This window comes from Cellulomonas sp. GbtcB1 (assembly GCF_019091725.1).
In the GTDB taxonomy this organism is placed as follows: Bacteria; Actinomycetota; Actinomycetes; order Actinomycetales; family Cellulomonadaceae; genus Cellulomonas.
In genome coordinates this window covers 62,481-86,324 of the sequence record NZ_JAGXJG010000004.1, presented here as the reverse complement: position 1 = coordinate 86,324, position 23,844 = coordinate 62,481, and the positions used below count along the sequence as shown (strand labels likewise).

20 protein-coding genes are annotated in these 23,844 nt (G+C 75.8%); 15 read left to right on the top strand and 5 right to left on the bottom strand.

Going from position 1 to position 23,844, the window contains the following annotated elements:
• Positions 1–123: 123 nt before the first annotated feature.
• The 5 genes from leuS to holA all read left to right on the top strand — a co-directional run bounded on the left by leuS (position 124) and on the right by holA (position 8,105).
• The gene (gene leuS / locus KVT14_RS02880; protein ID WP_217614317.1) at positions 124–3,021 is read left to right on the top strand and encodes a leucine--tRNA ligase; all 2,898 of its coding nucleotides are present in this window, start codon (positions 124–126) and stop codon (positions 3,019–3,021) included.
• A gap of 89 nt (positions 3,022–3,110) precedes the next feature.
• Positions 3,111–4,133, top strand: coding sequence for a DegV family protein (locus KVT14_RS02875; protein ID WP_308160852.1), 1,023 nt, complete (start codon positions 3,111–3,113; stop codon positions 4,131–4,133).
• 249 nt (positions 4,134–4,382) lie between these two features.
• Complete coding sequence (locus tag KVT14_RS22245) at positions 4,383–5,378, top strand: ComEA family DNA-binding protein (protein WP_254630283.1); 996 nt, start codon at positions 4,383–4,385, stop codon at positions 5,376–5,378.
• Positions 5,375–7,063 carry a ComEC/Rec2 family competence protein gene (locus KVT14_RS23110; protein ID WP_217614278.1) on the top strand — a complete coding sequence of 563 codons (1,689 nt, stop codon included), beginning with the start codon at positions 5,375–5,377 and terminating at the stop codon, positions 7,061–7,063. Before KVT14_RS22245 ends, KVT14_RS23110 begins: the two co-directional genes overlap by 4 nt.
• Before the next feature lie 91 nt (positions 7,064–7,154).
• A complete protein-coding gene (holA, locus tag KVT14_RS02860; protein ID WP_308160856.1) occupies positions 7,155–8,105 on the top strand; it encodes a DNA polymerase III subunit delta in 951 nt (316 codons plus the stop codon).
• A gap of 129 nt (positions 8,106–8,234) precedes the next feature.
• Here the strand turns inward: holA and KVT14_RS02855 are convergent, their stop codons facing one another.
• Positions 8,235–8,987 carry an EAL domain-containing protein gene (locus KVT14_RS02855; protein WP_217614276.1) on the bottom strand — a complete coding sequence of 251 codons (753 nt, stop codon included), beginning with the start codon at positions 8,985–8,987 and terminating at the stop codon, positions 8,235–8,237.
• Positions 8,988–9,196: 209 nt separating this feature from the next.
• Between KVT14_RS02855 and KVT14_RS02850 the strand changes: the two genes are divergently transcribed.
• Both KVT14_RS02850 and KVT14_RS02845 read left to right on the top strand, forming a co-directional pair.
• Complete coding sequence (locus KVT14_RS02850; RefSeq protein ID WP_168217006.1) at positions 9,197–9,334, top strand: hypothetical protein; 138 nt, start codon at positions 9,197–9,199, stop codon at positions 9,332–9,334.
• A 122-nt stretch (positions 9,335–9,456) separates the two neighbouring features.
• Positions 9,457–10,788: a helix-turn-helix transcriptional regulator gene (locus tag KVT14_RS02845; RefSeq protein ID WP_217614275.1), complete on the top strand. Its 1,332-nt coding sequence runs from the start codon at positions 9,457–9,459 to the stop codon at positions 10,786–10,788.
• A gap of 291 nt (positions 10,789–11,079) precedes the next feature.
• Here KVT14_RS02845 and rpsT read toward each other — a convergent pair whose 3' ends face one another.
• Positions 11,080–11,340: a 30S ribosomal protein S20 gene (rpsT, locus tag KVT14_RS02840; RefSeq protein ID WP_147796102.1), complete on the bottom strand. Its 261-nt coding sequence runs from the start codon at positions 11,338–11,340 to the stop codon at positions 11,080–11,082.
• Between the two features lie 283 nt (positions 11,341–11,623).
• Here rpsT and KVT14_RS02835 point away from each other — a divergent pair, with 283 nt between their 5' ends.
• Positions 11,624–12,457, top strand: coding sequence for a bifunctional 2-polyprenyl-6-hydroxyphenol methylase/3-demethylubiquinol 3-O-methyltransferase UbiG (locus KVT14_RS02835; protein ID WP_217614274.1), 834 nt, complete (start codon positions 11,624–11,626; stop codon positions 12,455–12,457).
• Positions 12,458–12,583: 126 nt separating this feature from the next.
• On the opposite strand, the gene KVT14_RS02830 is transcribed toward KVT14_RS02835, so the two are convergent.
• Positions 12,584–13,432, bottom strand: coding sequence for a maleylpyruvate isomerase family mycothiol-dependent enzyme (locus tag KVT14_RS02830; RefSeq protein WP_217614273.1), 849 nt, complete (start codon positions 13,430–13,432; stop codon positions 12,584–12,586).
• A gap of 43 nt (positions 13,433–13,475) precedes the next feature.
• On the opposite strand from KVT14_RS02830, the gene lepA reads away from it, so the two are divergent.
• Both lepA and hemW read left to right on the top strand, forming a co-directional pair.
• Positions 13,476–15,356 carry a translation elongation factor 4 gene (gene lepA / locus KVT14_RS02825; RefSeq protein ID WP_308160848.1) on the top strand — a complete coding sequence of 627 codons (1,881 nt, stop codon included), beginning with the start codon at positions 13,476–13,478 and terminating at the stop codon, positions 15,354–15,356.
• The gene (gene hemW, locus KVT14_RS02820) at positions 15,353–16,597 is read left to right on the top strand and encodes a radical SAM family heme chaperone HemW (RefSeq protein WP_217614272.1); all 1,245 of its coding nucleotides are present in this window, start codon (positions 15,353–15,355) and stop codon (positions 16,595–16,597) included. The genes lepA and hemW overlap by 4 nt, the downstream gene beginning before the upstream one ends.
• Before the next feature lie 89 nt (positions 16,598–16,686).
• Here hemW and KVT14_RS02815 read toward each other — a convergent pair whose 3' ends face one another.
• Positions 16,687–17,136: a DUF4870 domain-containing protein gene (locus KVT14_RS02815; RefSeq protein WP_217614271.1), complete on the bottom strand. Its 450-nt coding sequence runs from the start codon at positions 17,134–17,136 to the stop codon at positions 16,687–16,689.
• 161 nt (positions 17,137–17,297) lie between these two features.
• Here KVT14_RS02815 and KVT14_RS02810 point away from each other — a divergent pair, with 161 nt between their 5' ends.
• Positions 17,298–18,269 (top strand): hypothetical protein, encoded by a 972-nt coding sequence (locus KVT14_RS02810; RefSeq protein WP_217614270.1) that lies wholly within the window; start codon positions 17,298–17,300, stop codon positions 18,267–18,269.
• 31 nt (positions 18,270–18,300) lie between these two features.
• Here the strand turns inward: KVT14_RS02810 and KVT14_RS02805 are convergent, their stop codons facing one another.
• The gene (locus KVT14_RS02805; RefSeq protein WP_246855032.1) at positions 18,301–19,152 is read right to left on the bottom strand and encodes a DUF3097 domain-containing protein; all 852 of its coding nucleotides are present in this window, start codon (positions 19,150–19,152) and stop codon (positions 18,301–18,303) included.
• Positions 19,153–19,201: 49 nt separating this feature from the next.
• On the opposite strand from KVT14_RS02805, the gene KVT14_RS02800 reads away from it, so the two are divergent.
• From KVT14_RS02800 to KVT14_RS02785, 4 genes are all read left to right on the top strand, one after another.
• Positions 19,202–20,743: an MFS transporter gene (locus KVT14_RS02800; protein ID WP_308160846.1), complete on the top strand. Its 1,542-nt coding sequence runs from the start codon at positions 19,202–19,204 to the stop codon at positions 20,741–20,743.
• 46 nt (positions 20,744–20,789) lie between these two features.
• On the top strand, positions 20,790–21,821 hold the full coding sequence (gene hrcA / locus KVT14_RS02795; protein ID WP_217614268.1) for a heat-inducible transcriptional repressor HrcA: 1,032 nt from the start codon (positions 20,790–20,792) through the stop codon (positions 21,819–21,821).
• 95 nt (positions 21,822–21,916) lie between these two features.
• A complete protein-coding gene (gene dnaJ / locus KVT14_RS02790; protein WP_147796108.1) occupies positions 21,917–23,050 on the top strand; it encodes a molecular chaperone DnaJ in 1,134 nt (377 codons plus the stop codon).
• Between the two features lie 2 nt (positions 23,051–23,052).
• Complete coding sequence (locus KVT14_RS02785) at positions 23,053–23,820, top strand: 16S rRNA (uracil(1498)-N(3))-methyltransferase (RefSeq protein ID WP_217614267.1); 768 nt, start codon at positions 23,053–23,055, stop codon at positions 23,818–23,820.
• The last annotated feature ends 24 nt before the right edge of the window (positions 23,821–23,844 follow it).

The window sequence follows — 23,844 nt, the reverse complement described above, 5'->3', positions numbered from 1 at the left end:
CGGGCGGGCGTCCCGGGGGCGTCCGGCGGCGCCCGCGGGCGTCGATAGACTTCCCCGGTGACGTCGCCCGCCAGCACCCAGCCCGATCCCGCCTCCGCCCCGGCCACCGCCGGCGGCCAGGACGTGCCGTTCCGGTACACCGCCGAGCTCGCCCAGCAGATCGAGCTCCGGTGGCAGGACGAGTGGGTCGAGCGCGGCACGTTCTTCGCGGCCAACCCGGCCGGCAGCGCGCTGACCGACGGCGACGGCGCCTCGGCCCGCGAGGGCGCGCGCCCGTTCTTCGTCATGGACATGTTCCCGTACCCCTCGGGCGCGGGCCTGCACGTCGGCCACCCGCTGGGGTACATCGCGACCGACGTCGTCGCGCGGTTCCGCCGGATGCAGGGCGACAACGTGCTGCACGCGCTGGGCTACGACGCGTTCGGCCTGCCCGCCGAGCAGTACGCCGTGCAGACGGGCCAGCACCCGCGCACGACCACCGAGGCGAACATCGAGATCATGGCGCGTCAGCTCAAGCGCCTGGGCGTCGCGCACGACCCGCGGCGGTCGTTCGCCACGATCGACCCGGACTACGTACGCTGGACGCAGTGGATCTTCCTGCAGATCTTCGAGTCCTGGTACGACGAGGACGCGGTGCGGCCCGACGGCGGCACGGGTGCGGCCCGGCCGGTGTCGACGCTGGTCGAGGCGTACGAGTCGGGCGCCCGCGCGGTGCCGGACGGGATCGACGGGGTGCCCGCGGGCGCGGCGTGGGCCGACCTGGACGCCGTGCAGCGCCGCCGCGTCGTCGACGCCCAGCGCCTGGCCTACGTCTCCGAGACGCCGGTCAACTGGTGCCCGGGCCTGGGCACCGTGCTGGCCAACGAGGAGGTCACCTCCGACGGCCGGTCCGAGCGCGGCAACTTCCCGGTGTTCCAGCGCACGCTGCGGCAGTGGAACATGCGGATCACCGCGTACGCCGACCGCCTGGCCGACGACCTGTCGCTCATCGACTGGCCGGAGAAGGTCACCGCGATGCAGCGGAACTGGATCGGCCGGTCCGAGGGCGCGCACGTCGACTTCGAGGTGACCGACGCCGACGAGCCGCTGACCGTCTTCACCACCCGCCCCGACACGCTGTTCGGCGCGACCTACGTCGTCCTGGCGCCGGAGCACCCGCTGGTCGACGCGATCGTCGCGGACTCCGAGCCGGCGTGGGACGAGGACGTGCCGGAGGCGTGGCGCGGGGGTGCGGCGAGCCCGGCCGAGGCCGTCGCCGCCTACCGTCGCGAGGCGGCCGCCAAGACCGCCGTCGAGCGGCAGGCCGACGCCGGCCGCAAGACCGGCGTGTTCACCGGCGGCTACGCGCTGAACCCGGTGAACGGCGCCCAGCTGCCCGTGTTCATCGCCGACTACGTCCTCATGGGCTACGGCACCGGCGCGATCATGGCCGTCCCCGGCGGCGACACCCGCGACTTCGCGTTCGCCGAGGCGTTCGGCCTGCCGGTCGTGCACACCGTGCAGCCGCCGGAGGGCCACGAGGGGGCCTGGACCGGTGACGGCGCGATCATCAACTCGTCGAACGACGAGATCAGCCTGGACGGGTTCTCGGTCGCCGAGGCCAAGACCCGGATCGTCGACTGGCTGGCCGAGCGCGGCGCCGGGTCCCGGACCACCACCTACCGGCTGCGCGACTGGCTGTTCAGCCGGCAGCGGTACTGGGGCGAGCCGTTCCCGATCGTCTACGACGAGAACGACCTGCCGATCGCGATCCCGGAGCAGGCGCTGCCCGTCGACCTGCCGGACGTGCCCGACTACGCGCCGCGCACCTTCGACCCCGACGACGCGGACTCCTCGCCGGAGGCGCCGCTGAGCCGGAACGACGACTGGGTCAACGTCACGCTGGACCTGGGCGACGGCCCGAAGGTCTACCGCCGCGACACCAACACCATGCCGAACTGGGCGGGGTCGTGCTGGTACTACCTGCACTACCTGGACCCGTCGCACGCGACCGGCCAGGTCGTCGACCCCGCGCTCGAGCAGTACTGGATGGGCCCGGGACACAACCCCGGCGACTCCCACGGCGCGGGCGGCGTCGACCTGTACGTCGGCGGCGTCGAGCACGCCGTGCTGCACCTGCTGTACGCCCGGTTCTGGCACAAGGCGCTCTACGACCTGGGCCACGTGTCCAGCCGCGAGCCGTTCTACAAGCTGTTCAACCAGGGCTACATCCAGGCGTACGCCTACACCGACGTGCGCGGCGTGTACGTCCCGGCCGCCGAGGTCGTCGAGGACGAGTCGGTGGAGTCCGGGTTCACCTGGAACGGCGAGGAGGTGTTCCGCGAGTACGGCAAGATCGGCAAGTCGCTGAAGAACGCCGTCTCCCCGGACGAGATGTACGCCGAGTACGGCGCGGACACCCTGCGCGTCTACGAGATGTCGATGGGCCCGCTCGACCTGTCCCGCCCGTGGGAGACCCGGGCCGTGGTCGGCGCGCAGCGGTTCCTGCAGCGCGTGTGGCGCAACGTCGTGTCCGAGGAGACCGGCGCGGTCACCGTGGTCGACGAGGAGCCGGCTGTCGAGACGCTGCGCGTCCTGCACCGCACCATCGCCGAGGTCGGCGAGGACATGCAGGCGATGCGGATCAACACCGCCATCGCCAAGCTCATCGTCCTCAACAACCACCTGACGTCGCTGCCCGCCGTTCCGCGGACCGTCGCCGAGCAGCTCGTGCTGATGACCGCGCCCGTCGCGCCGCACCTGGCCGAGGAGCTGTGGTCCCGCCTGGGCCACGAGCGGTCGCTCGCGCACGAGCCGTTCCCGGCCGTCGACCCGCAGTACCTGGTGCAGGACTCCGTGACCTGCGTGTTCCAGGTGCAGGGCAAGGTCCGCGGGCGGGCCGAGGTCGCGCCCGACGCCGACGAGGCCACGCTGCGCGAGCTCGCGCTCGCCGACCCCGGCGTCCAGCGCGCGATGGCCGGGCGCGACGTGCGCACGGTGATCGTGCGGGCGCCGAAGCTCGTCAACGTGGTGCCGGCCTGACGGTGCCCGAGGGCGCCGACGCCCCGTCCACCGCGCGCGGCGCGGGGGCGGGGCGCGGCGATGCGCCCGTCGGGCTGCGGATCGCGGTCGTGCCCCCCACGTGGGCCGAGCGCGTCGCGCGCCGGCTGCGGCGGGGATCGCGCGCGGCCGACCCGGACCCCGCGCCTGCCGCGCCGCCGCGCGTCGCGGTCGTGACCGACTCGACGTCCTGCCTCACGGCGGCCGACGCCGCGGCGTGGGGGATCGACGTGGTCCCGCTCGACGTCGCGGCCGACGGCGAGCGGTTCCGGGACGGCGTGGACCTCACGCCCGACGGCCTCGTCGCCGCGCTGGAGTCGGGCCGGCGGGTCACGACGTCGCAGCCGCCGCCCGCCGCGTTCGCCGCCGCCTACGAGGCCGCCGCCGCGCGCGGTGCCGCCGAGGTCGTCTCGGTGCACCTGTCCGGCGAGCTGTCCGGGACCGTGCGCGCCGCCGGCCTCGCCGCGCAGCTCGCGGCGCTGCCGGTGCACGTCGTCGACTCGAGGAGCGCGGGCCTCGGCCTCGGGTTCGCCGCGCTCGCCGCCGCCGAGGCCGCGCGGGGCACCGTGTGGGGCCCGGCCGACGGCGCGACCGTGGCCGGCACCGCCGAGCAGGTCGGGCGGTCGACCGCCGCGTGGTTCGTCGTGGACTCGCTCGACCACCTGCGGCGGGGCGGCCGGCTGTCCGCCGCGGCGGCGGCGTTCGGGACCGTGCTCGGGCTGCGCCCCGTGCTGACGCTCCGGGACGGGCGGATCGAGGTCGCCGAGCGGGTGCGGACCCGGCGCGCGGCGCGGGACCGGCTGCACGCGCTGGCCGTCGCCGAGGTGGCCCGGCGGGTCGCGGCAGGGACGGGCGCGGCCGCCGGGGCGGGACCGGGCCGGGGGACGGACCGGGGCGCGGGCGTGCCGGGTGCCGCGGACGGTGCCGTGCGCGTCGGCGTGCAGCACCTCGGGCGGCCCGAGGCGGCCGAGGAGGTCGCCGCGCGGCTGCGCGCGGCGCTCGGGCTCGACGAGGTGCTGGTGCGCGAGGTCGGGGCCGTGCTCGGCGGGCACCTCGGGGTGGGGGCGCTGGCGGTGACCGTCACCGACCGGTGAGCGCGACCGGTGGGCGTCGCGGACCCGGTGCCCGCACGGCTGCACGAGCGGGCGCCCCCGGGCGAGCGTGACCGGTGGGCGTCGCGAAGGGCGCGCTCCTCGCGACCGGTGGGCGTCGGGGACCCGGCGACGCGCCCGTCCGGCTGCAGAAGCGGGCGTCGAGCCCTCCACAGGTCGCCGGTGGTGCGTCGTCCCCAGGTCCTGCCGTCGGGGCGGTCCGGGACCGGGGGCCCGCCCTAGCGTCGCGGCATGACCTGGTACGACGGTGGCCCGGCGCCCGACCCCCGGCACGACGGCCCGGTGCCCGACCCCTGGCACGACGGCCCGGCGCCCGACCGCCGGCACGACGGTCCGCCCCGCGACCCTCGGCACGAGGGGCCGCCCCGCGGCGCGCCGGAGGACCGGCCGGCGCCCGTGGTGGCGGCGCAGGCCGCGTCCGACGGCGTCACGGCGGCGCACGGGCCGGTGGCAGCGGGTCGGGCCCGGCTCCGCGACGCGGCCCGCTCCGCGGTGCCGGGCGTCCCGGTGGACCACGCCGGGCCGGGGCCGATGGAGGACGAGGCCGAGCCCGCACCGGGCGAGCGGCTGCGGCTCGCGGGCCTCGTGCGGTGGCGGCTGGCGCCGCGGACCGCGGCGGTCGCGCTGGGCGCGCTGCTGCTCGTCGGCGGGGCCGTGGCGCTGCGATCGGCGGCGCAGCCGACGGCGGACCCCGTCGCCGTCGAGGAGCCCGCCGTCACCGCCCCCGCCACCGCCGCGGCGGAGGAGGCCGCACCCGCCGAGGAGGCGACGGTCTGGCTGCACGTCGTCGGTCAGGTGGCCTCCCCGGGCGTCGTGGCCCTGCCGGCGGGCTCCCGCGTGGCGGACGCGGTCGCCGCGGCCGGCGGCGCGCTCCCGGACGCGGACCTCGCGGGGCTGAACCTGGCGGCCGTCGTCCAGGACGGGGCGCAGATCCGGGTCCCGGCGCCGGGGGAGGAGCCGGCCGCCGACGTCGGCGGTGCGGACGGGGTCGCCGGTGCCGCGGGAGCCGGCGCCTCGGAAGCGGGCGCCGCGGGCGGCGTCGTCGACGTCAACACCGCCGGCAGCGCCGAGCTCCAGGGCCTCCCCGGCATCGGGCCGGTGCTCGCCGACCGCATCGTCGCGTGGCGCGAGGCGAACGGCCCGTTCGAGACCGTGGACGCCCTGCTCGACGTGTCCGGGATCGGACCCGCGGTGCTCGCTCAGATCCGGGAGCTGGTGCGGGTGTGAGCGCGGACGAGGCGGTCGACGTGCGGCTGGTGCCCGCGGCGCTGGCGGTGTGGGGCGCGTCGGCGGTGGTCGTCGGCGGGTCGCCCGGGACGCTGGCGGCCGGTGCCACGGCGGCCGGGCTCGCGGCCGTGGGCGTGCTCGCGGGGTCGGCGCGGCGTGCACCGGCCCCGCTCCCGCAGCGGATCCCCGTGCGGCTCGCCGGCCGGGCGCAGGCGGGCCTGGCGCTCGGCGCGGTCGCGGTCCTGCTGCTGACGACCGCGCTGCAGGTGCTCCTCCGCGAGGCCGGCGACGTGCGCGGGCTCGCGGAGGATCGGGCGAGGGTGCGGATCGTCGGGACCGTCCGCACCACGCCGCAGGCACCTGGCGGCGCGGGCGGCACCCGGGTGGTGCGGTTCCTGCTGGCCGCGACGTCGGTCGAGGTCCTGGGCGCGGGCGGCGGCGCCGCGGGCGCGGCGGGAGGTTCGGCGCACGGGGCGGGAGCGGCCCATCCGGCCGGTGCCGCGGGCGCGGCGGGAGGTGCCGGGCGAGAGGCGGGAGCGGCCCGGCCGACGGGTGCCGCGGTCGAGGTGTACGCCCCCGCCGCGGCCGCCGACCTCGCGTACGGCACCGAGGTCGTCGTCGAGGGGCGGCTGTCCCCGGTCCCGGACGGCTCGCGGCGGGCGGTCGCCCGCGCCCGCACGGACGGCGACCCGACGGTGCGCGCGCCACCCCCGGCCGTGCTGCGGGCGGCGGACCGGCTGCGGACGGGCCTCGTGACCACGGCGGCCGGGGTCCCGGGCGACGCGGGTCGGCTGCTGCCGGCCGTCGCGGTCGGCGACACCCGCGGCGTGGGCGACCTCGACGAGGCGATGCGGGTGTCCGGGCTGGCCCACATCACCGCGGTGTCCGGGGCGCACTTCTCGATCCTCGGGGCGGTCGTGCTGGCCGTGCTCACGCGCGGCGGCGTGCCGCGGCGGTGGCGCTGGCTGCCGCTCGCGGTGGTGCTCGGCGGGTTCGTCGCGGTGGTGCAGCCGGGTGCGAGCGTCGTGCGCGCGGCGGTGATGGGCGCCGTGGGGGTCCTCGGGCTCGTCGCGGGGCGGCCGTCCCGCTCGGTGCCGGCGCTGGCGGCCGCGGTCCTCGTGCTGCTCGTGGCCGACCCTTGGCTGGCTCGGGACGTCGGGTTCGTGCTGTCCGTGGTCGCGACGGCGGGCATCGCGCTGCTCGCCGGCCCGCTGGCGCGCCGCTGGTCCGCCCCGCGCGACGGGGCCCGCGGAGGGTCCGCGTCGGGCCGCCGCCCGCGCCCCGGCGACGACCCCCGTCCGGCGGCAGGCCCCGTGGCCACCGCGCTCGCGGTGCCGGTCGCCGCCCAGGCCGCGTGCGCGCCGGTGCTGCTCGTGCTCACCCCGGCCGTCCCCGTCTACAGCGTCCTGGCCAACGTCGCCGCGGCCCCGGCGGTCGCCCCGGCCACCGTCGGCGGGCTGGTCGCGGCCGTCCTCGGCCCCTGGTGGCCAGCGGCCGCCGCGTGCTGCGCGCAGGTGGCCGGCGCCGCGTGCTGGTGGATCGCGGCGGTCGCCCGCACGACGACCGGCCTCCCCGGGGCCCAGGTCGCCTGGGTCGTCGGCCCGGCGGGCCAGGTGCTCCTCGCCTGCGCCTGCGCGGCCGCGCTCGTCCTGGTGCTCCGGTGTCGGCGCGTCGTGGCACCCTAGGCGGGTGCCTGCCTCCACCTCCGCCGCGCGCCGACCCGCCCGGGGCGGTGGCCGCGGGTCGTCCGCCCCCGCCGGCCTCGCTTGGGACGAGGTGGGGCTCGCCCCGGTCGTCCTGGTGACCGGCCCGGAGGAGCTGCTGGCGGAGCGCGCCGTCGACCGGCTCGTCGGGCTCGCGCGCGAGCGGGACGCGCAGGTCGAGGTCACCCGGGTCGACGGCGCCGCGTACGGGGCGGGGGAGCTCACGCTCGCCACCAGCCCGTCGCTGTTCGCGGAGGACCGGGTCGTCGTGGTCGAGAACGTCGAGAAGGCCACCGACGACCTGATCCTCGAGGCGACCGCGTACGTCGCCGCGCCGCAGGAGGACGTCGTGCTCGTGCTCCGGCACGGCGGCGGTCAGCGCGGCAAGCGGCTGCTCGACGCCGTCCGGGCGGCGGGTCACCCCGTCGCGACGTGCGAGACGATCAAGCGCGACGCGGACAAGGCCTCGTTCGTCACGCAGGAGCTGCGCCGCGCCGGCCGCCGGATGGAGGCGCGCGCGGTCCGCTCGCTCGTCGACGCGGTGGGCAGCGACCTGCGCGAGCTCGCCGCCGCGTGCTCCCAGCTCGTGGCGGACACCACGGGCGTCATCAGCGTCGAGGTGGTCGAGCGGTACTACGGCGGCCGGATCGAGGCGACCGGGTTCCGGGTCGCCGACGCCGCGGTCGACGGGAACGCGGGGGAGGCGGTCGCGCTGCTGCGGCACGCGTTCGCGACGGGCGTCGACCCGGTCCCGCTGGTCGCCGCGCTCGCGGCCCGGCTGCGGGTGCTCGCCAAGGTGTCGGCCGTGCGCGGCCGGGGGCCCGGCGCCGAGCGCGACCTCGGCCTCGCGCCGTGGCAGGTCGACCGGTCCCGCAAGGAGCTGTCCCGGTGGACCCCCGAGGCGCTGGCCGCGGCGATCACGGCGGTCGCGCAGGCGGACGCCGAGGTCAAGGGCGCGAGCCGCGACCCCCGGTTCGCCGTCGAGCGCGCGGTGCTCCGGATCGCGGCGGCCGTCCGGCGCTGACGGGCCCGCCGGACGGCGACGTGCCGGGCGGGTGGCGCGAGCCGCGCCGACCCGACGTCGGACCGCGCTGACGCCGACCCGACGACAGACCCCGCCGACGGCCGCGTCGCCCCCGCGGGTCCGCTTCGATCAGATGTAGTGCTGCCCCAGGGTGTTGCCGGGCCGCAGCAGCGGCGCCGACGACCGGTCGACCAGGAGGCTCCGCTCCAGCAGGTTGCCCTGGTAGAGGTCGAACCCCAGGCGTCGGCCGGCCTTGAGCTCGGCGCTGGTCTCGACGAACTCGGCCACGAGCAGCGCGCCGTGGGACCGGGCCAGGTCGACGACCGGCTCGCCCTCGAGGTCGAGGTCTCGCGCGTCGATCTTCACGAAGTCGGCCTGGGGGAGCAGTGCACGCTGGTCCTGCCGCGACACGAACCCGGCCATCGCGATCCGGAAGCCCTGCTCCCGGAGCCGGCGGACGCCGCGCAGGACGTCGCCGTCGATGCGGGTGGTGCCGGTGATCTCGACGACGAGGCGGTCCGGACGGTTCGGCAGGTGCAGCTCGCCGGTGAGGAACGCCCGCGGGCAGCGGGCGAACAGCCAGCGGCCGTGACCCACCTCGTCCACGTCCGCGCGCCCGAATGTGGCGCGCAGCACAGCACTGGTGGCACGCTCGTGCTGGAGCTCGCTCCACGCGCCCGCGTCCACCGACGTCGCGCCGGGTGCGCGGAACGCGAGCTCGTACCCGAAGGGGTGCAGGCGGGGAGAGAAGATCCCCTGCCGTCCGACGACGACGCGCTCCGTCGCGACGTGCCGGTCCCACTCCCGGCGCAGCACATCCGGGATCGCGGCGTCGATCTCGTCCGCGAGCCGCCGCTCCACGTCGCCCTGTCCCCTGGTCATGCCATCCATGACACCACAGTCAGCGCTATATGACACGAGGTCGAGCCCCCGACCGGGGGTGATATCGCGCGAACACGGGCCAAAGTGACGTCGGATTCACCCGATTGGGCGGAACTCCGGCAGAACCCCTCAGGAGGTGGTGCGAAGCGCCTCGCATCAGTCATGCTCGTCGTGACAGAGAGTCAACGTTCTGTGACAGGAGACCCCCCATGCGCACCTCGCTGAAGGCCATCGCCACCGCCGCTCTCGCCCTGACCCTCACGCTCGGCGCGTCGGGCGCTGCCAACGCAGCCGGCGGCTTCACCATCCAGAGCGGCGCGACGGGCTGCTGCCGGATCGTGGTCTGAGCCCGTTCGGCGCCTCGCGGCTGATGCAGCCGGCCGCCGGGGCGCGCTGTGCGCCGGGTCCGGGGCGTGGCGGATGGGTGACAGGCTCGCCGTCACGAGGCGTCATAGGTACAGTGACACCCATGACGACCATTGCTGACCGCGTCCGCCAGGCGCGGTTGGCCGCTGGGCTCTCCCAGACGGCCCTCGCGGGAGACGCGCTCTCGCCGAGCTACATCTCCCTGATCGAGTCCGGTCGGCGCGAGCCGACCGACGCGGCGCTCGGCGTCATCGCCGAGCGGCTCGGGTCCACGGTCGAGTATCTCAAGCACGGCGACGAGGGACCGGCCGAGGCGCGCGCCAAGCTCGCGCTCGACTACGCCCGCCTCGACCTGGTGTCGGGGGAGGCCTCGTCGGCGCGCGACCGGATCCTCGCGCTCGACCTCGAGCCGGTCACCCGGCAGGTGCGGGTCGAGGCGCTGCTGGCCCTCGCGCAGGCGCACGAGATGCTCGGCGACCTCGAGTCCGCCGTGGGTGTCCTCGAGCCGCTGCTCACGCAGGCGCGCGCCGAGCAGCACCACCTCGACGCCGCCGCGGCGGCCACGGCCCTCGTCGCCTCCTACGTGGAGTCCGGCGACCTCGGCCGCGCCATCGAGGTGGGCGACCGCCAGCTCGTCGAGCTCGAGGAGGCCGGCCTCACCGGCACCGACGAGCACCTGCGGCTCGGTTCGACGACCCTTTGGGCGTACGTCGAGCGCGGCGACCTGCTGTACGCGACGCACCGGGCGTCCGAGCTGATCCGCCAGGCGGAGTCGCTCGGCACCCCGCGCGGGCGCGGCTCCGTCTACTGGAACGCGGCCCTCGTCGCGGAGCAGCGGCACGACTACGCCCTGGCCAAGCGCTACACCGAGCGCGCGCTCGCCCTGCTGGGCGAGGGCGAGGTCAGCCGCGACATCCCGCGTCTGCGGCTCAACTACGCGTGGCTGCTGCTCCGCAGCGACCCCGCGGAGCCGGCGACCGCCCTCGAGCAGCTCGACCGCGCCGCTCCGGAGCTCCAGGTCTCGGGCTCCGAGGTGGAGATGGCGCGCCTCGACGTCGAGCGGTCCCGCGCACACCTCATGCAGGGCGACCCGGTCGCGGCCGAGATGTACGGCCGCGCGGCGCTCGACCGCCTCGGCGACCAGCCCCGCCTCGACGGCGCGGCGGCGCAGCTCGCGATCGGCGACGCGCTGCACGCCCGCGGCGAGGTCGAGGCGGCGTCCCGGGCGTACCGCTGGGCCGCCGACATGCTCGGCATGATGTCCGCGTCGCGGCAGTCCGCGGCGGTGTGGCGCGAGCTCGGCGACCGGTTCCTCGGCCACGGCGACGTGACCGGGGCGGCACAGGCGTTCGACCGCGCGCTGCGGGAGGCGGGCTTCCGGCCCGCTGTGCCCGCGGTGCTGTGGGAGGCGTGGAGCGCGGTGGCTCAGGACTGAGCGACCGCGTTCCCCACGGACGGGCTGCGGCCCGACCGCACAGAGGGCGTCACCCCGCAGGGGGGGTGACGCCCTCGGGGCGTCCGGGGGCGGGCCGGCAGCGCCGAGGACTCGGCGCGCCCGCCTCGCCGAACCCACCCGCCTCACACCCCGCCTCGGCCACCGCCGGACTCGCCGAGCCCGGCCGCCTCGCCGAGCCCGTGGTCTCGGCGGGAGGGGGTTCCCCGCGGGGACGACGAAGGGCGCCACCCCGTGGAGTGGGTGGCGCCCTTCGTGAAGGCTACGGTCGCGTCAGAGCGCGTTGACCGACTTCGCCAGCGCCGACTTCTTGTTGGCGGCCTGGTTGGCGTGGATGACGCCCTTCGAGACGGCCTTGTCGAGCTTCTTCGACGCGGCGACGAGCGCGACGCCCGCGGCGTCCTTGTCGCCACCGGCGACGGCCTCGCGCACGCGGCGCACGAACGTCTTCAGCTCGGACTTGACAGCCTTGTTACGCAGGCGCGCCTTCTCGTTGGTGCGGATGCGCTTCATCTGGGACTTGATGTTGGCCACGGTGTGGACTCTCTTCGTGTGTTCGCCGGAGCGAGAGGAACAAGGTCGTAGAGGGCGCGTCCGGCGCCGGGACTGGGGCGTGGGGACACCCGCGGAGAGGAACCGGACTTGTGCCCGCCGACCCGGGCGGACACGCGACTGACAAGCCTACCAGGCGAGCAGCCGCCGGACGAAGCCCACGGGCGTGACCCGCGCCTCCACTGGCTGCCGCGCCGTGCCGCAGGAGGCCCGCGGGCCCATGAGTCCTGGTCGCCGCTCCGCAGTCCACCCTAGGGTGCCGCCCATGAGCAGCGACGCCGTGGCCGTGAACCGGCGCAGCTGGGACGCCGTGGTCCCCGCCCACCTCGTGGCCTACGGGGCCGACGCCTTCGCCGCCGAGGACGGCCGGATCACCTCGGTCGTCCGCGACGACCTCGCCGCGCTCGCGCCGCACCTGCCCGGCGGGTCGCCGGCCGGGCTCGACCTGGTGCACCTCCAGTGCCACATCGGGCTCGACACGTTGTCGTGGGCGCGGCTCGGGGCGCGGGTGACGGGGATCGACCTGTCGGGCGCCTCGACGGCCGCGGCGCGCGAGCTCGCGGAGCAGGCCGGGCTGACGGCGACCTTCCTCGAGAGCGACGTCGCGCACGCCCTCGACGCCTGCGCCGACCGGTTCGACGTCGTCTACACCGGGATCGGCGCGCTCTGCTGGCTGCCCGACCTCGACGCCTGGGCGCGCACCGTCGCGGGGCTGCTCCGGCCGGGCGGGACGTTCTACGTCCGGGAGGCGCACCCGGTGCTCTACGCCCTCGACGCGGGGCGGACGGACGGCGCCCTCGTGCTGGCGCAGCCGTACTTCGGCGGCGCGCCCCGGCACCACCGGCACGCGTCGACGTACGCCGGGGGAGCGGTGCCCGAGGACGCGCGCGACACCTACGAGTGGCAGCACGGGCTGGCCGAGGTCGTGCAGGCGCTGCTCGGAGCCGGGCTGCGGCTCGTCGCGATCGCGGAGCACCGGACGATCCCGTGGCGCGCGCTGCCGGGGATGGTGCCGACCGGCGACGGCAGCTGGGCCCTCCCGGAGGACGGCGACCGCCTCCCGCTGACGTTCGCCCTGACCGCGACGAAGCCGGCCTGACGCCCGCGGCCGGCGGGCGAGGCGCGTGAGGTCGTCACTCGTCGGCGAGGTCGTCACTCGTTTTCTGCCGACCTCACCGACGAGTGACGACCTCACCGCGCCGTGCCCAGGCAGGACCCGCCGGCGTCAGGGGGTGAGCGGGGCTGCCAGGGCCGCGTCCAGGGCGGCGCGGTCGCCCGTGACCGTCAGCGCCGGGTCGACCGCAGGGGTGCGGCCCCAGAGGAGCAGGGCCAGCGCGCGGGCCGGGCCCGCGACGGTCACCGGCGCCGCGTCCGGCACCGACGGTGTGGCCGCCTCGGCTGCCGCCTCCGGCCCCGCACCCGCCGGGCCCGGCTGCCCGTCCGCCGGCCCGCCCAGCAGCCACGACCGCCCCGCGTCGTCCGCGACCAGCCCCACCGGGCGTCCGAGCGCCGCCATCCGGCCGAGCCGCACCTGCCGCGGGGTCATCACCGTCACCACCTCGTCGACGGCGTCGGCCCACAGCGCCGGGTCGGCCACGGGGTGCGGGGCGCCGGCGGCAGCGGCGAGGTCGTGCAGGTGCACCAGCGTCTCGTGCAGCTGCCTGCGGTGCCAGAACGCGGCCGGCCCCGGCCCGACCAGGGTGAACGCGGGGGCGTCCGGGTCGAGCGACCGGAGGGTGTGGTGCAGCACGTCGGCCTGCTCCCGGTAGAACGCCCGGAGGGCGCTGGGCTCGCGGGGCTCGACGGGGTCGACGCCGTCGTCGTCCTCGCGCCGTGCCATCGCCGCGGCCCACCGGTGGACCCCGCCGAGGTGCAGCGCGAGGTCGGTCACGGTCCAGGGGGCGCACCCCGGCACCGGGGCGGCCGGGTCGGCCTCGGCGAGCAGCGCCGCGAAGGCGTCCTGCGCCGCGGCGAGGGCGTCGAGCAGGGCGGTCCCGACGGCCGGGTCGGCGACCGCGGCAGGACCGCCGGCGGGGCGCGGACCGGCCGCGGCTCGGGTCTCGGGCGCGGGCATGGGACCATGGTGGCAGTCCGACCCTGCGAAACCGAGGGAGCACGTGTCCCCGATCCCGAGCGCCGAGCAGTCCCGGCGCATCACCCCCGCGGCGACCCCGCCCGAGCTGCTGCGCAACTTCTGCATCATCGCGCACATCGACCACGGCAAGTCGACCCTCGCCGACCGCATGCTCCAGCTGACCGGCGTCGTCGAGGCCCGCGCCATGCGCGCGCAGTACCTCGACCGCATGGACATCGAGCGCGAGCGCGGGATCACGATCAAGTCCCAGGCCGTGCGCATGCCGTGGGCGATGGGGGACACCCCCTACGCGCTCAACATGATCGACACCCCGGGCCACGTCGACTTCACCTACGAGGTGTCGCGGTCGCTCGCCGCGTGCGAGGGCGCCGTGCTGCTGGTCGACGCCGCGCAGGGCATCGAGGCGCAGACGCTGGCGAACCTGTACCTGGCGATGGAGAACGACCTCCAGATCATCCCGGTGCTGAACAAGATCGACCTGCCGGCGGCGCAGCCCGAGAAGTACGCCGAGGAGCTCGCGAGCCTCATCGGCGGCGACCCGGCCGACTGCCTCAAGGTGTCCGGCAAGACGGGCGAGGGCGTCGAGGCGCTGCTGGACCGGATCGTCGAGCTGGTCCCGGCCCCGACCGGCGACCCCGACGCCCCGGCGCGCGCCATGATCTTCGACTCCGTCTACGACACCTACCGCGGCGTCGTGACCTACGTGCGGGTCAAGGACGGCAACCTCAACCCGCGCGAGCGCATCGCGATGATGTCGACGAAGGCCACGCACGAGCTGCTGGAGATCGGCGTCATCTCGCCCGAGCCCGTCCCGACCAAGGGCCTCGGCGTCGGCGAGGTCGGCTACCTCATCACCGGCGTGAAGGACGTCCGCCAGTCGAAGGTCGGCGACACCGTCACGAACGCGAGCAAGCCGGCCACCGAGGCGATCGGCGGCTACTCCGACCCGAAGCCGATGGTGTTCTCGGGCCTGTACCCGATCGACGGCTCCGACTACCCGGTGCTGCGCGACGCGCTCGACAAGCTCAAGCTCAACGACGCCGCGCTGAACTACGAGCCCGAGACCTCGGTCGCGCTGGGCTTCGGGTTCCGCGTCGGGTTCCTCGGCCTGCTGCACCTCGAGATCATCCGGGAGCGGCTGGAGCGCGAGTTCAACCTCGACCTCATCTCGACCGCGCCGAACGTGGTCTACGAGGTGACGATGGAGGACCGCCAGGTCGTCACCGTCACCAACCCGAGCGAGTTCCCGGGCGGCAAGATCCGCGAGGTGCGCGAGCCGATCGTGAAGTCGACGATCCTCGCCCCGAGCGAATTCATCGGCGCGATCATGGAGCTCTGCCAGGGCAAGCGCGGCGACCTGCTCGGCATGGACTACCTGTCCGAGGACCGCGTCGAGATGCGCTACACGCTGCCGCTCGCGGAGATCGTGTTCGACTTCTTCGACCAGCTGAAGTCCCGCACCCGCGGCTACGCGAGCCTCGACTACGAGCCCGTCGGCGAGCAGGTCGCGGACCTGGTGAAGGTCGACATCCTGCTGCAGGGCGAGCAGGTCGACGCGTTCAGCTCGATCGTGCACAAGGACAAGGCGTACTCGTACGGCGTGATGATGGCGTCCAAGCTCAAGGACCTCATCCCGCGCCAGCAGTTCGAGGTGCCGATCCAGGCGGCCGTCGGCTCCCGGGTGATCGCCCGCGAGACCATCCGCGCGATCCGCAAGGACGTCCTCGCCAAGTGCTACGGCGGCGACATCACCCGCAAGCGCAAGCTGCTGGAGAAGCAGAAGGAGGGCAAGAAGCGCATGAAGACCATCGGCCGGGTCGACGTGCCGCAGGAGGCCTTCATCGCGGCGCTGTCGTCCGACGCGGGCGGCGCCAAGGACGCCAAGGACGCGAAGAAGAAGTGAGCCCGGCGCTCCCGGAGGGTGACGCCGCTCCCGCGGACGGCGCCCTCCCGCCGGGCGTGCGGGACGGCGCGGGCGACCGCGGGTTCGGCGTGTACCTGCACGTGCCGTTCTGCACGGTGCGCTGCGGGTACTGCGACTTCAACACGTACACGGCGACCGAGCTCGGCGGCGGCGCCTCCCAGGTGGCCTACGCGGACACGGCGCTGGCGGAGATCGCCCTCGGCGCCCGGGTGACGGCCGCGGCCGGGTTGCCACCCAGGCCCCCGTCGACCGTGTTCGTCGGCGGCGGCACCCCCACGGTGCTGCCGGCGTCCGACCTGGTCCGGATGCTCGACGGCGTCCGCGGCGCCTGGGGCCTCGCGGACGACGCCGAGGTCACGACCGAGGCCAACCCCGACTCGGTGACCCCGGAGTCGCTGGCCGAGCTGGCGCGCGGCGGGTTCACGCGCGTGTCGTTCGGCATGCAGTCGGCGGTGCCGCACGTGCTCGCGACGCTGGAGCGCACCCACGACCCGCGCCGGATCCCCGACGTCGTGCGCTGGGCGCGGGACGCCGGCCTGGCCGTGTCGCTCGACCTCATCTACGGCACCCCGGGCGAGTCGCTCGCCGACTGGCAGACCTCCCTGGAGACGGCGCTGGCCACCGGCGTCGACCACGTGTCGGCGTACGCGCTCGTCGTCGAGCAGGGCACGAAGATGGCCGTCCAGGTCCGCCGCGGCGACCTCGCGCTGCCCGACGAGGACGACCAGGCGGCGAAGTACGAGCTCGCCGACGACCTGCTCACCGAGGCCGGCCTGCACTGGTACGAGGTGAGCAACTGGGCGCGCACCCCCGCGGACGCGTGCCGGCACAACCTCGCGTACTGGCGCAACGACGACTGGTGGGGCGTCGGGCCCGGGGCGCACAGCCACGTCGGCGGCGTGCGCTGGTGGAACGTGAAGCACCCGCGGGCGTACGCGGCGAAGCTCGCCGCGGGGGAGAGCCCGGCCGCGGGGCGGGAGACCGTCGAGGACGCGTCGGCGCGGCTCGAGCGGGTGATGCTCGGCGTGCGGCTCGACGAGGGGCTGCCCGTCGAGGTGCTGAGCCCCGCGGGCCGCGCCCGGGTGGCCGGGCTGGTGGCCGACGGGCTGGTCGACGCGCGGGCGGCGCTCGGCGCCGGGGGCCGGCCGGGCCGCCGGGTGCGGCTCACGCGCCGGGGCCGGCTGCTGGCCGACTCGGTCGTCCGCACCCTCGCGGACTGATCCCGCACAGACGAGTGGAGCGTCCTGCCGAACACGCCGGGGCGTGTCGGGCAGAACGCTCCACTCGGGGTGCGGCTAGCGCGGGGTGATCACTTCACCAGGCGCAGGGTGACCGGGTAGCGGTACCACTGGCCCTTGTTGACGGCGACGGCCGCGAGGATCGAGAACACCAGCGCGACGACGCCCACCACGAACGGCAGGAACGCCAGGATGCCCAGCGTGACGGTGCCCAGGATCGCGGCGGCGATGTACGCGATCACGACCGTGATCTGGAAGTTCAGCGCCTCCTTGGCCTGGTCGTCCAGGAACGGGCCGCGGCCCTTGAAGACCAGCCAGATCACGAGGGGCGCGATGAACGAGAAGATGATCCCGCCCAGGTGCGCGAGCAGCGACCAGGTCTTCTCCTCGTCCGGGCGCAGCGGCTGCTGCGGCTGGGCCCCGTACGGCTGCTGCGGCTGGCCGCCGTACGGCTGCTGGGGCTGACCGCCGAACGGCGGCTGCTGCTGACCGCCCGCGGGCGGCTGCTGGTCGTACGACATGAGTCTCCTCGTGGGTGCTGCGGGGCTACGGCGGTCGAAGCGTAGCGGTGTGACCGGGTCTTTCGTCCTCTTTTCCCCTGCGGTGGACTCCTTGACACCCGCGGGTCGCCTTCGGTTCGCTGGCCGGACGGGCGACCGACGTCCGACCAGGAGGGCACGCGATGACCGAGAACCCGGGCACCACCCCGCCGCGCGACGACGAGCCGCAGCCGCCCCAGGGGCAGCCGCCGGCCGGCCCTCCGCCCGCCCCGCAGCAGCCGTACGGCCAGCAGCCGCCCGGCCAGCCGCACCCGCAGCAGCCCTACGGCCAGCAGCCGCCTCCCGGCCAGCCGTACCCGCAGCAGCCGTACGGCCAGCAGCCGCCCCCGGGCCAGCCGTACCCGCCGCAGCAGCCCTACCCGCAGCCCGGCTACGCCCAGCAGCCCTCCGGCGCCCCCGCGTACGGCGCCCCGACCGCCGGGACGAGCGTCGGCGACGCGTTCAGCTGGGGCTGGACGAAGTTCACCCAGCAGGTCGGCCCGTTCCTGCTCGGCGTCCTCGCCTACCTGGCGGTGATCGTCGTGGTCTCCGCGGTGCTGTTCGCGGTGATCCTCGGCGGCACCGTCGCGAGCGTCGACCCGGACACCCAGGAGCTGCGCAACGGCGCGGGCGTCGGCCTGGTGTTCGGCTACCTGCTGGTGGCCGCGGTCGCCGTCCTGCTGTCCGCCTTCATGCAGGCCGGCGTGACCCGGGCGACGCTCGAGGTCGCCGACGGGCGCCGGATCGAGGTGGGCACGTTCTTCCGGTTCGACGACTTCGGCAAGGTGGTCGTGGCCGCGCTGCTCGTCGGGCTGGGCACCGCGGTCGGCGTGCTGCTGTTCGTGATCCCGGGCCTCGTGTTCGCGTTCCTCGCCCAGTTCACGCTGTTCTACGTCATCGACAAGCGGATGGCGCCGGTGGACGCGATCCGGGCGAGCTTCACGCTGGTGAGCCGGAACCTCGGGGCCGTCCTGCTGCTGTTCCTCGCGGTCTACGCGGCGAACCTGGTCGGGTCGGCGCTGTGCGGCATCGGCCAGCTCGTGTCGTTCCCGGTCGGCCTGCTCGCGACGACCTGGATGTACCGCCGGCTGCAGGACGAGCCCGTCGCCCCCTGAGCCCGAGCCCGAGGCCGCGACCGCGACCGTCTCAGGGCGCCGTCACGAAGTCGATCAGCTCCTCGACCCGCCCGAGCAGCGACGGCTCCAGGTCCGCGTAGGACCGCACGGAGCGCAGGATCCGCTGCCAGGCGCGGGCGACGTCGGCCTGCTCGTCTGCGGGCCAGCCGAGCTCGCGCAGGATGCCGCGCTTCCACTCGGTGCCGCGCTCGATCGTCGGCCAGGCGGTCAGCCCGACGCGCGCGGGCTTCACGGCCTGCCACACGTCGACGTAGGGGTGGCCGAGCACGAGCAGCGTCCCGGCGGGCACGGTGCGTGCGGCCTCGTCGGCGATCCGCTGCTCCTTCGACCCGGGCACCAGGTGGTCGACGAGCACGCCGACCTTCTTGCCCGGCCCGGGGCGGAAGTCGCGCAGCGCGTCGACGAGGTTGTCGACGCCGTCGAGCAGCTCGACCACGACGCCCTCGGCGCGCAGGTCGTCGCCCCAGACCTTCTCGACGAGCTCGGCGTCGTGCTTGCCCTCGACCCAGATCCGGCTGCCGATCGCGACCCGCGCGCGCTGGTCGGCGGCCGCGAGGGACCCGGATGCGGTGCGCTTCGGGCCGGTCGGCGCGGTCGGTCGCGGCGGGACCAGCTCGACCGGCTTGCCGTCGACCCAGAACCCGGGTCCCAGCCGGAACGTGCGGGTCCGCCCGCGCCGGTCCTCGAGGACGACGACGTGCTCGCCGCCCGACTTCTCGACCCGGACGACGGCGCCGACCCAGCCGGTCGTGACCTCCTCGACGACCAGGCCGCGCTCGGCGGGCGTCGGGGTCGAGGTGGGCCGGCGGTGCGCGCTCGAGGAGCCCGCGGACAGGACGTCGGTTCCGTAGCGGTCGGTCACCCGCGGCAGCCTAGGTGCCGACCGCTCGCCCGCGTGGTACGACACGACGGTGACGTCGACCCCCGCGCAGCACCCCGACCGCCCCGGCACCGCGACCCGGCCGGAGCCGGACCCGCACCGGTGGCGCGCCCTCGGCGTGTGCCTGGCGATCGGGTTCATCACGATGCTCGACGTCTCGATCGTCAACGTCGCGCTGCCGTCGATCGAGCGCAGCCTGGACGCGGGCGCGAGCCAGCTGCAGCTCATCGTCGCGGGCTACACGCTGGCGTTCGGCCTGGTCCTGGTGCCCGCGGGCCGGCTCGGCGACGCCCGAGGCCGCCGGGCGCTGTTCCTGCTCGGCCTCACCGGCTTCGCCCTCACCAGCCTCGGCGCGGGCCTGGCCCCGTCCGACGAGCTGCTCGCCGTCGCCCGGCTGCTCCAGGGGATGAGCGCGGGCCTGCTGAACCCGCAGGTGGTCGGCACGATCCAGCAGCTGTTCACCGGGTACGAGCGCGGGAAGGCGTTCGGCTACTTCGGCGCCACCATCGGGGTGTCGACGGCGCTGGGCCCGCTGCTCGGCGGGCTGATCATCCAGGCGTTCGGCGCGGAGGAGGGCTGGCGCTGGGTGTTCTTCGTCAACGTCCCGGTGATCGCCGTCGTGCTGCCGTTCGCGCTGAAGTTCCTGCCGCGCGGCGCGGTCGGCAGCGCGACCGCGACCGGACCCGGCGGCCGGCCGCGGCTGGACGTGGTCGGCCTGGCGGGCGTCGCCCTGACCGCCGCCGCGGTCATGGTGCCGTTCGTCACGACGACGGGGGAGGGCGGCGACGACCCGGCGCGCTGGTGGTGGCTCGCGGTCGCCGCGGTCCTCGGCGTCGCGACGGTGGTCTGGGAGCGCCGGTACCAGCGGCGCACCGGCGCGGCCGTCCTCGACCCGCGGGTGCTGGGCGAGCCCGCGTTCCGGAACGGTGCGCTGCTCGGCATCGCCTACTTCGCCGGGTTCACGTCGGTGTTCCTGGTGGCGACCCTGTACCTGCAGCAGGTGGCCGGGTTCACGCCGCTGCAGGCCGGGCTCGTCAACATGCCGTTCGCGATCGCCTCCGCGGTGTCGGCGCAGCGGTCCGGCCGGCTGGTGGCGACCCGCGGCCGTGCGCTCGTCGTCATCGGCCTGGTGCTCGTCGTCCTCGGCCTGATCGGCACCGACCTGGCGATCCGGTTCGTGGACCCGCCCGCCGTCGGCTTCGTGATGGCGGCGACGCAGATGGTCGCGGGCGCCGGCAGCGGGCTGGTGATCGCGCCCAACCAGACGCTCACGCTGGCGCGGGTGCCGGTCGAGCGGGCCGGCGTGGCGGGCAGCATGCTGCAGGTCGGCCAGCGCATCGGCTCGGCGCTCGGCGTCGCCGTGGCGCTGTCCACGTACTACTCCGCCTTGGCGTCGGGGGTCGAGGGTTCGGCGGCCGCTGGCCGCGCGCTGCTGCTCACGGTGGCGCTCGTCGCCGTGGCCCTCGTCGTCGGGCTGCTCGACCTGCGGGCGCGGCGACGCGGGACCGACGAGGAGGACGACGCGGAGGCCGGCGCGGGGACCGGCACCGCGTCCGCGTCCGCGGACGCGTAGAATTGGCACTCGGTTCCAGCGAGTGCCAGGACGTCGGGAGGTGGCGATGAGCGAGGACCGCAGGCTGGACGTGCTGCGGGCGATCGTGGAGGACTACGTCGCCACCCGCGAGCCCGTCGGCTCCCGCGCCCTGGTCGAGCGGCACTCCCTCGGGGTGTCGCCCGCGACGATCCGCAACGACATGGCGGCCCTCGAGGACGCCGGGCTCATCGTGCAGCCGCACACCTCGGCCGGCCGGGTGCCGACCGACAAGGGCTACCGGCTGTTCGTCGACCGCCTCGCGACCATCAAGCCGCTGTCCGCGCCGGAGCGCCGGGCGATCGAGACGTTCCTCGAGGACGCGGCCGACCTGGACGACGTCGTCGACCGCTCCGTGCGGCTGCTCGCGCAGCTGACCCACCAGGTCGCCGTCGTGCAGTACCCGTCGCTGCGCCGCACGGCGCTGCGGCACGTCGAGCTGGTCCCGGTCGGCGACCGGCACCTGCTGGTCGTCATCATCACCGACCACGGCCGCGTCGAGCAGCGCACCATCGAGGTGCCGGACCCGCTGGACGCCGGGACCGTGGCGCGGCTGCGGGTCCGGCTCAACACGGCGGCCGCGGGCCGGCGGCTCGCCGAGCTCGGCACCGCGCTGTCCGACCTCGCCGACGACTTCGCCCCCGCGGACGGACCGCTCGTGCGCGGCGTCGTCGCGGTGGTCGAGGACACGCTGGCCCAGGAGAGCGAGGAGCGCGTCGTCCTGGCGGGCACCGCGAACCTGGTGCGCGGCGGCGGCGCGGACTTCGCGCACACCATCAGCCCCGTCCTGGAGGCGCTGGAGGAGCAGGTCGTCCTGCTGCGCCTGCTGGGCGAGATGGCCGAGGACGAGGCCGCGGTCTCCGTCCGGATCGGCCGCGAGACCCAGCACGAGGGTCTGCTGGAGACGAGCTTCGTGACCACCGGCTACGGCGGCCCCGACGGCGGCGGGACGGCCGTCGCGCGGATCGGCTCCGTCGGGCCGCTCCGCATGGACTACCCCGGGACCATCGCGTCGGTGCGTGCCGTCGCCCGGTACCTGTCCCGGATCCTCGCCGGATGACCGGCCGCCGGGCACCGACGCGGTCCCGCGCACGTTCGACAGGCAACGCCCCGCCCGCGCCCGCGCGCGGCCCCCACACGCACAGGAAGTGACGAGTGAGCGACTACTACGAGGTGCTCGGCGTCGAGCGTGACGCCACGCCCGAGCAGATCAAGAAGGCCTACCGGCGCCTCGCGCGCGAGCTGCACCCCGACGTGGCGGGTGCGGACGCGGGCTCCGAGGACCGGTTCAAGGACGTGTCGCGGGCGTACGAGGTGCTGTCGAACCCCGAGAAGCGGCGCATGTACGACCTGGGCGCCGACCCGTCGGCCCCGGGCGGCGGCATGGGCGGCCAGGGCGGCTTCGGCTTCCAGGACATCTTCGAGACGTTCTTCGGCGCCGCCGCGGGCGCGGGCGCGCAGCGCGGCCCCATCCCGCGCGCCCGCCGCGGCCAGGACGCGCTGCTGCGCCTCGACATCGACCTGGCCGAGGCGACGTTCGGCACGCACCGCGAGGTCCCGGTCGAGACGGCCGTGGTCTGCCCGACGTGCGACGGCTCCTGCTGCCGCCCGGGCACCTCGCCGCGCACCTGCGACGTCTGCGGCGGTCGCGGGTCCGTGCAGCGGGTCGCCCGGTCGTTCCTCGGCCAGGTGATGACCTCGCAGCCGTGCGCCGCGTGCCACGGGTTCGGCACCGTCATCCCCGAGCCCTGCACCGAGTGCGCGGGCGAGGGCCGGGTCCGCTCGCGCCGCACGCTCGAGGTCGACGTCCCGGCGGGCGTCGACACCGGCACCCGGATCAAGCTCACCGCGCAGGGCGAGGTCGGCCCGGCCGGCGGCCCCGCGGGCGACATCTACCTCGAGGTGCGCGAGCGCAAGCACGACACCTTCGTCCGCGAGGGCGACGACCTGCACTGCACCCTCGAGGTCCCGATGACCGCGGCGGCGCTCGGCACCGTGCTCACCCTGGACACCCTCGACGGCCCGCAGGAGGTCGACCTGCGCCCCGGCACCCAGCCGGCGCAGGTCGTCACGCTGCGCGGCCTCGGCGTCGGCCACCTGCACGCGGGCGGCCGCGGCGACCTGCACGTGCACGTGGACGTCCACGTGCCGACGTCGCTCGACGACGAGCAGGCCGAGCTGCTGCGGAAGCTCGCCGGCCTGCGCGGCGAGGAGCGCCCCGAGGCGCGGCTGTCGGCCTCCGGCGGCGGCGTGTTCGCGAAGCTCCGCGACAAGCTCGCCGGGCGCTGAGCGTGACCGCTCCGGTCTTCCTGGCCGAGCCGGGCGACCTCGACGCGCTCGCGGCCGGGGGCACCTACCTGCTCGGGGGCGCCGAGGGTCGGCACGCGGGCGTCGTGCAGCGCAAGACGGCCGGGGAGCGGGTCGACGTCGTCGACGGCGCCGGCACCCGGCTGGTCGGCGAGGTCGAGGCGGCCGGGCCCGAGGGCGTGCACCTGCGCGTCCGCGAGGTCGTCGTCGAGCCCGTGCCGACGCCCCGCCTGGTGCTGGTCCAGGCGCTCGCGAAGGGCGACCGGGACGAGATGGCGATCGAGGCGGCCACCGAGGTCGGCGCCGACCGCGTCGTGCCCTGGCAGGCCGAGCGGTCGATCGTCGTGTGGCGCGGCGACCGGGCGGCCAAGAGCCGGGCCCGGTGGCTCGGCACGGTCCGCACCGCGGCCAAGCAGGCCCGCCGGGCGCACGTGCCCGGCGTCGACCTGGCGCTGGCGACGGCCGCGCTCGTCCGCCGGGCGCGCGAGGTGGTCGAGGCGGGTGGCGCGGTGCTCGTGCTGCACGAGGAGGCGACCACGCCTCTCGTGGCGGCGGCGCTGCCCGCCGCCGGGGCGACGGCCGACGTGCTCGTCGTCGTCGGGCCCGAGGGCGGCATCGCGGAGCGGGAGCTCGCCGAGCTGGTCGACGCCGGGGCGCAGCCGGTGCTGCTGGGGCCGCACGTGCTGCGGACCTCGACGGCCGGGCCGGTGGCGCTCGCGCTGCTCGCGCAGCGGCTGGGGCGCTGGGGCTGACGCCGGTGGGTACCGCCCACCTGG

Excerpts from the sequence above, each read along its gene's own strand:
- KVT14_RS02815 (WP_217614271.1), bottom strand. The coding sequence starts at position 17,136 with ATGTCGTACGACCAGCAGCCGCCCGCGGGCGGTCAGCAGCAGCCGCCG.
- KVT14_RS02835 (WP_217614274.1), top strand. The coding sequence starts at position 11,624 with ATGAGCAGCGACGCCGTGGCCGTGAACCGGCGCAGCTGGGACGCCGTG.
- KVT14_RS02810 (WP_217614270.1), top strand. The coding sequence starts at position 17,298 with ATGACCGAGAACCCGGGCACCACCCCGCCGCGCGACGACGAGCCGCAG.
- KVT14_RS02845 (WP_217614275.1), top strand. The coding sequence starts at position 9,457 with ATGACGACCATTGCTGACCGCGTCCGCCAGGCGCGGTTGGCCGCTGGG.
- KVT14_RS02850 (WP_168217006.1), top strand. The coding sequence starts at position 9,197 with ATGCGCACCTCGCTGAAGGCCATCGCCACCGCCGCTCTCGCCCTGACC.
- hrcA (WP_217614268.1), top strand. The coding sequence starts at position 20,790 with ATGAGCGAGGACCGCAGGCTGGACGTGCTGCGGGCGATCGTGGAGGAC.
- KVT14_RS02830 (WP_217614273.1), bottom strand. The coding sequence starts at position 13,432 with ATGCCCGCGCCCGAGACCCGAGCCGCGGCCGGTCCGCGCCCCGCCGGC.
- KVT14_RS22245 (WP_254630283.1), top strand. The coding sequence starts at position 4,383 with ATGACCTGGTACGACGGTGGCCCGGCGCCCGACCCCCGGCACGACGGC.
- KVT14_RS02855 (WP_217614276.1), bottom strand. The coding sequence starts at position 8,987 with ATGACCAGGGGACAGGGCGACGTGGAGCGGCGGCTCGCGGACGAGATC.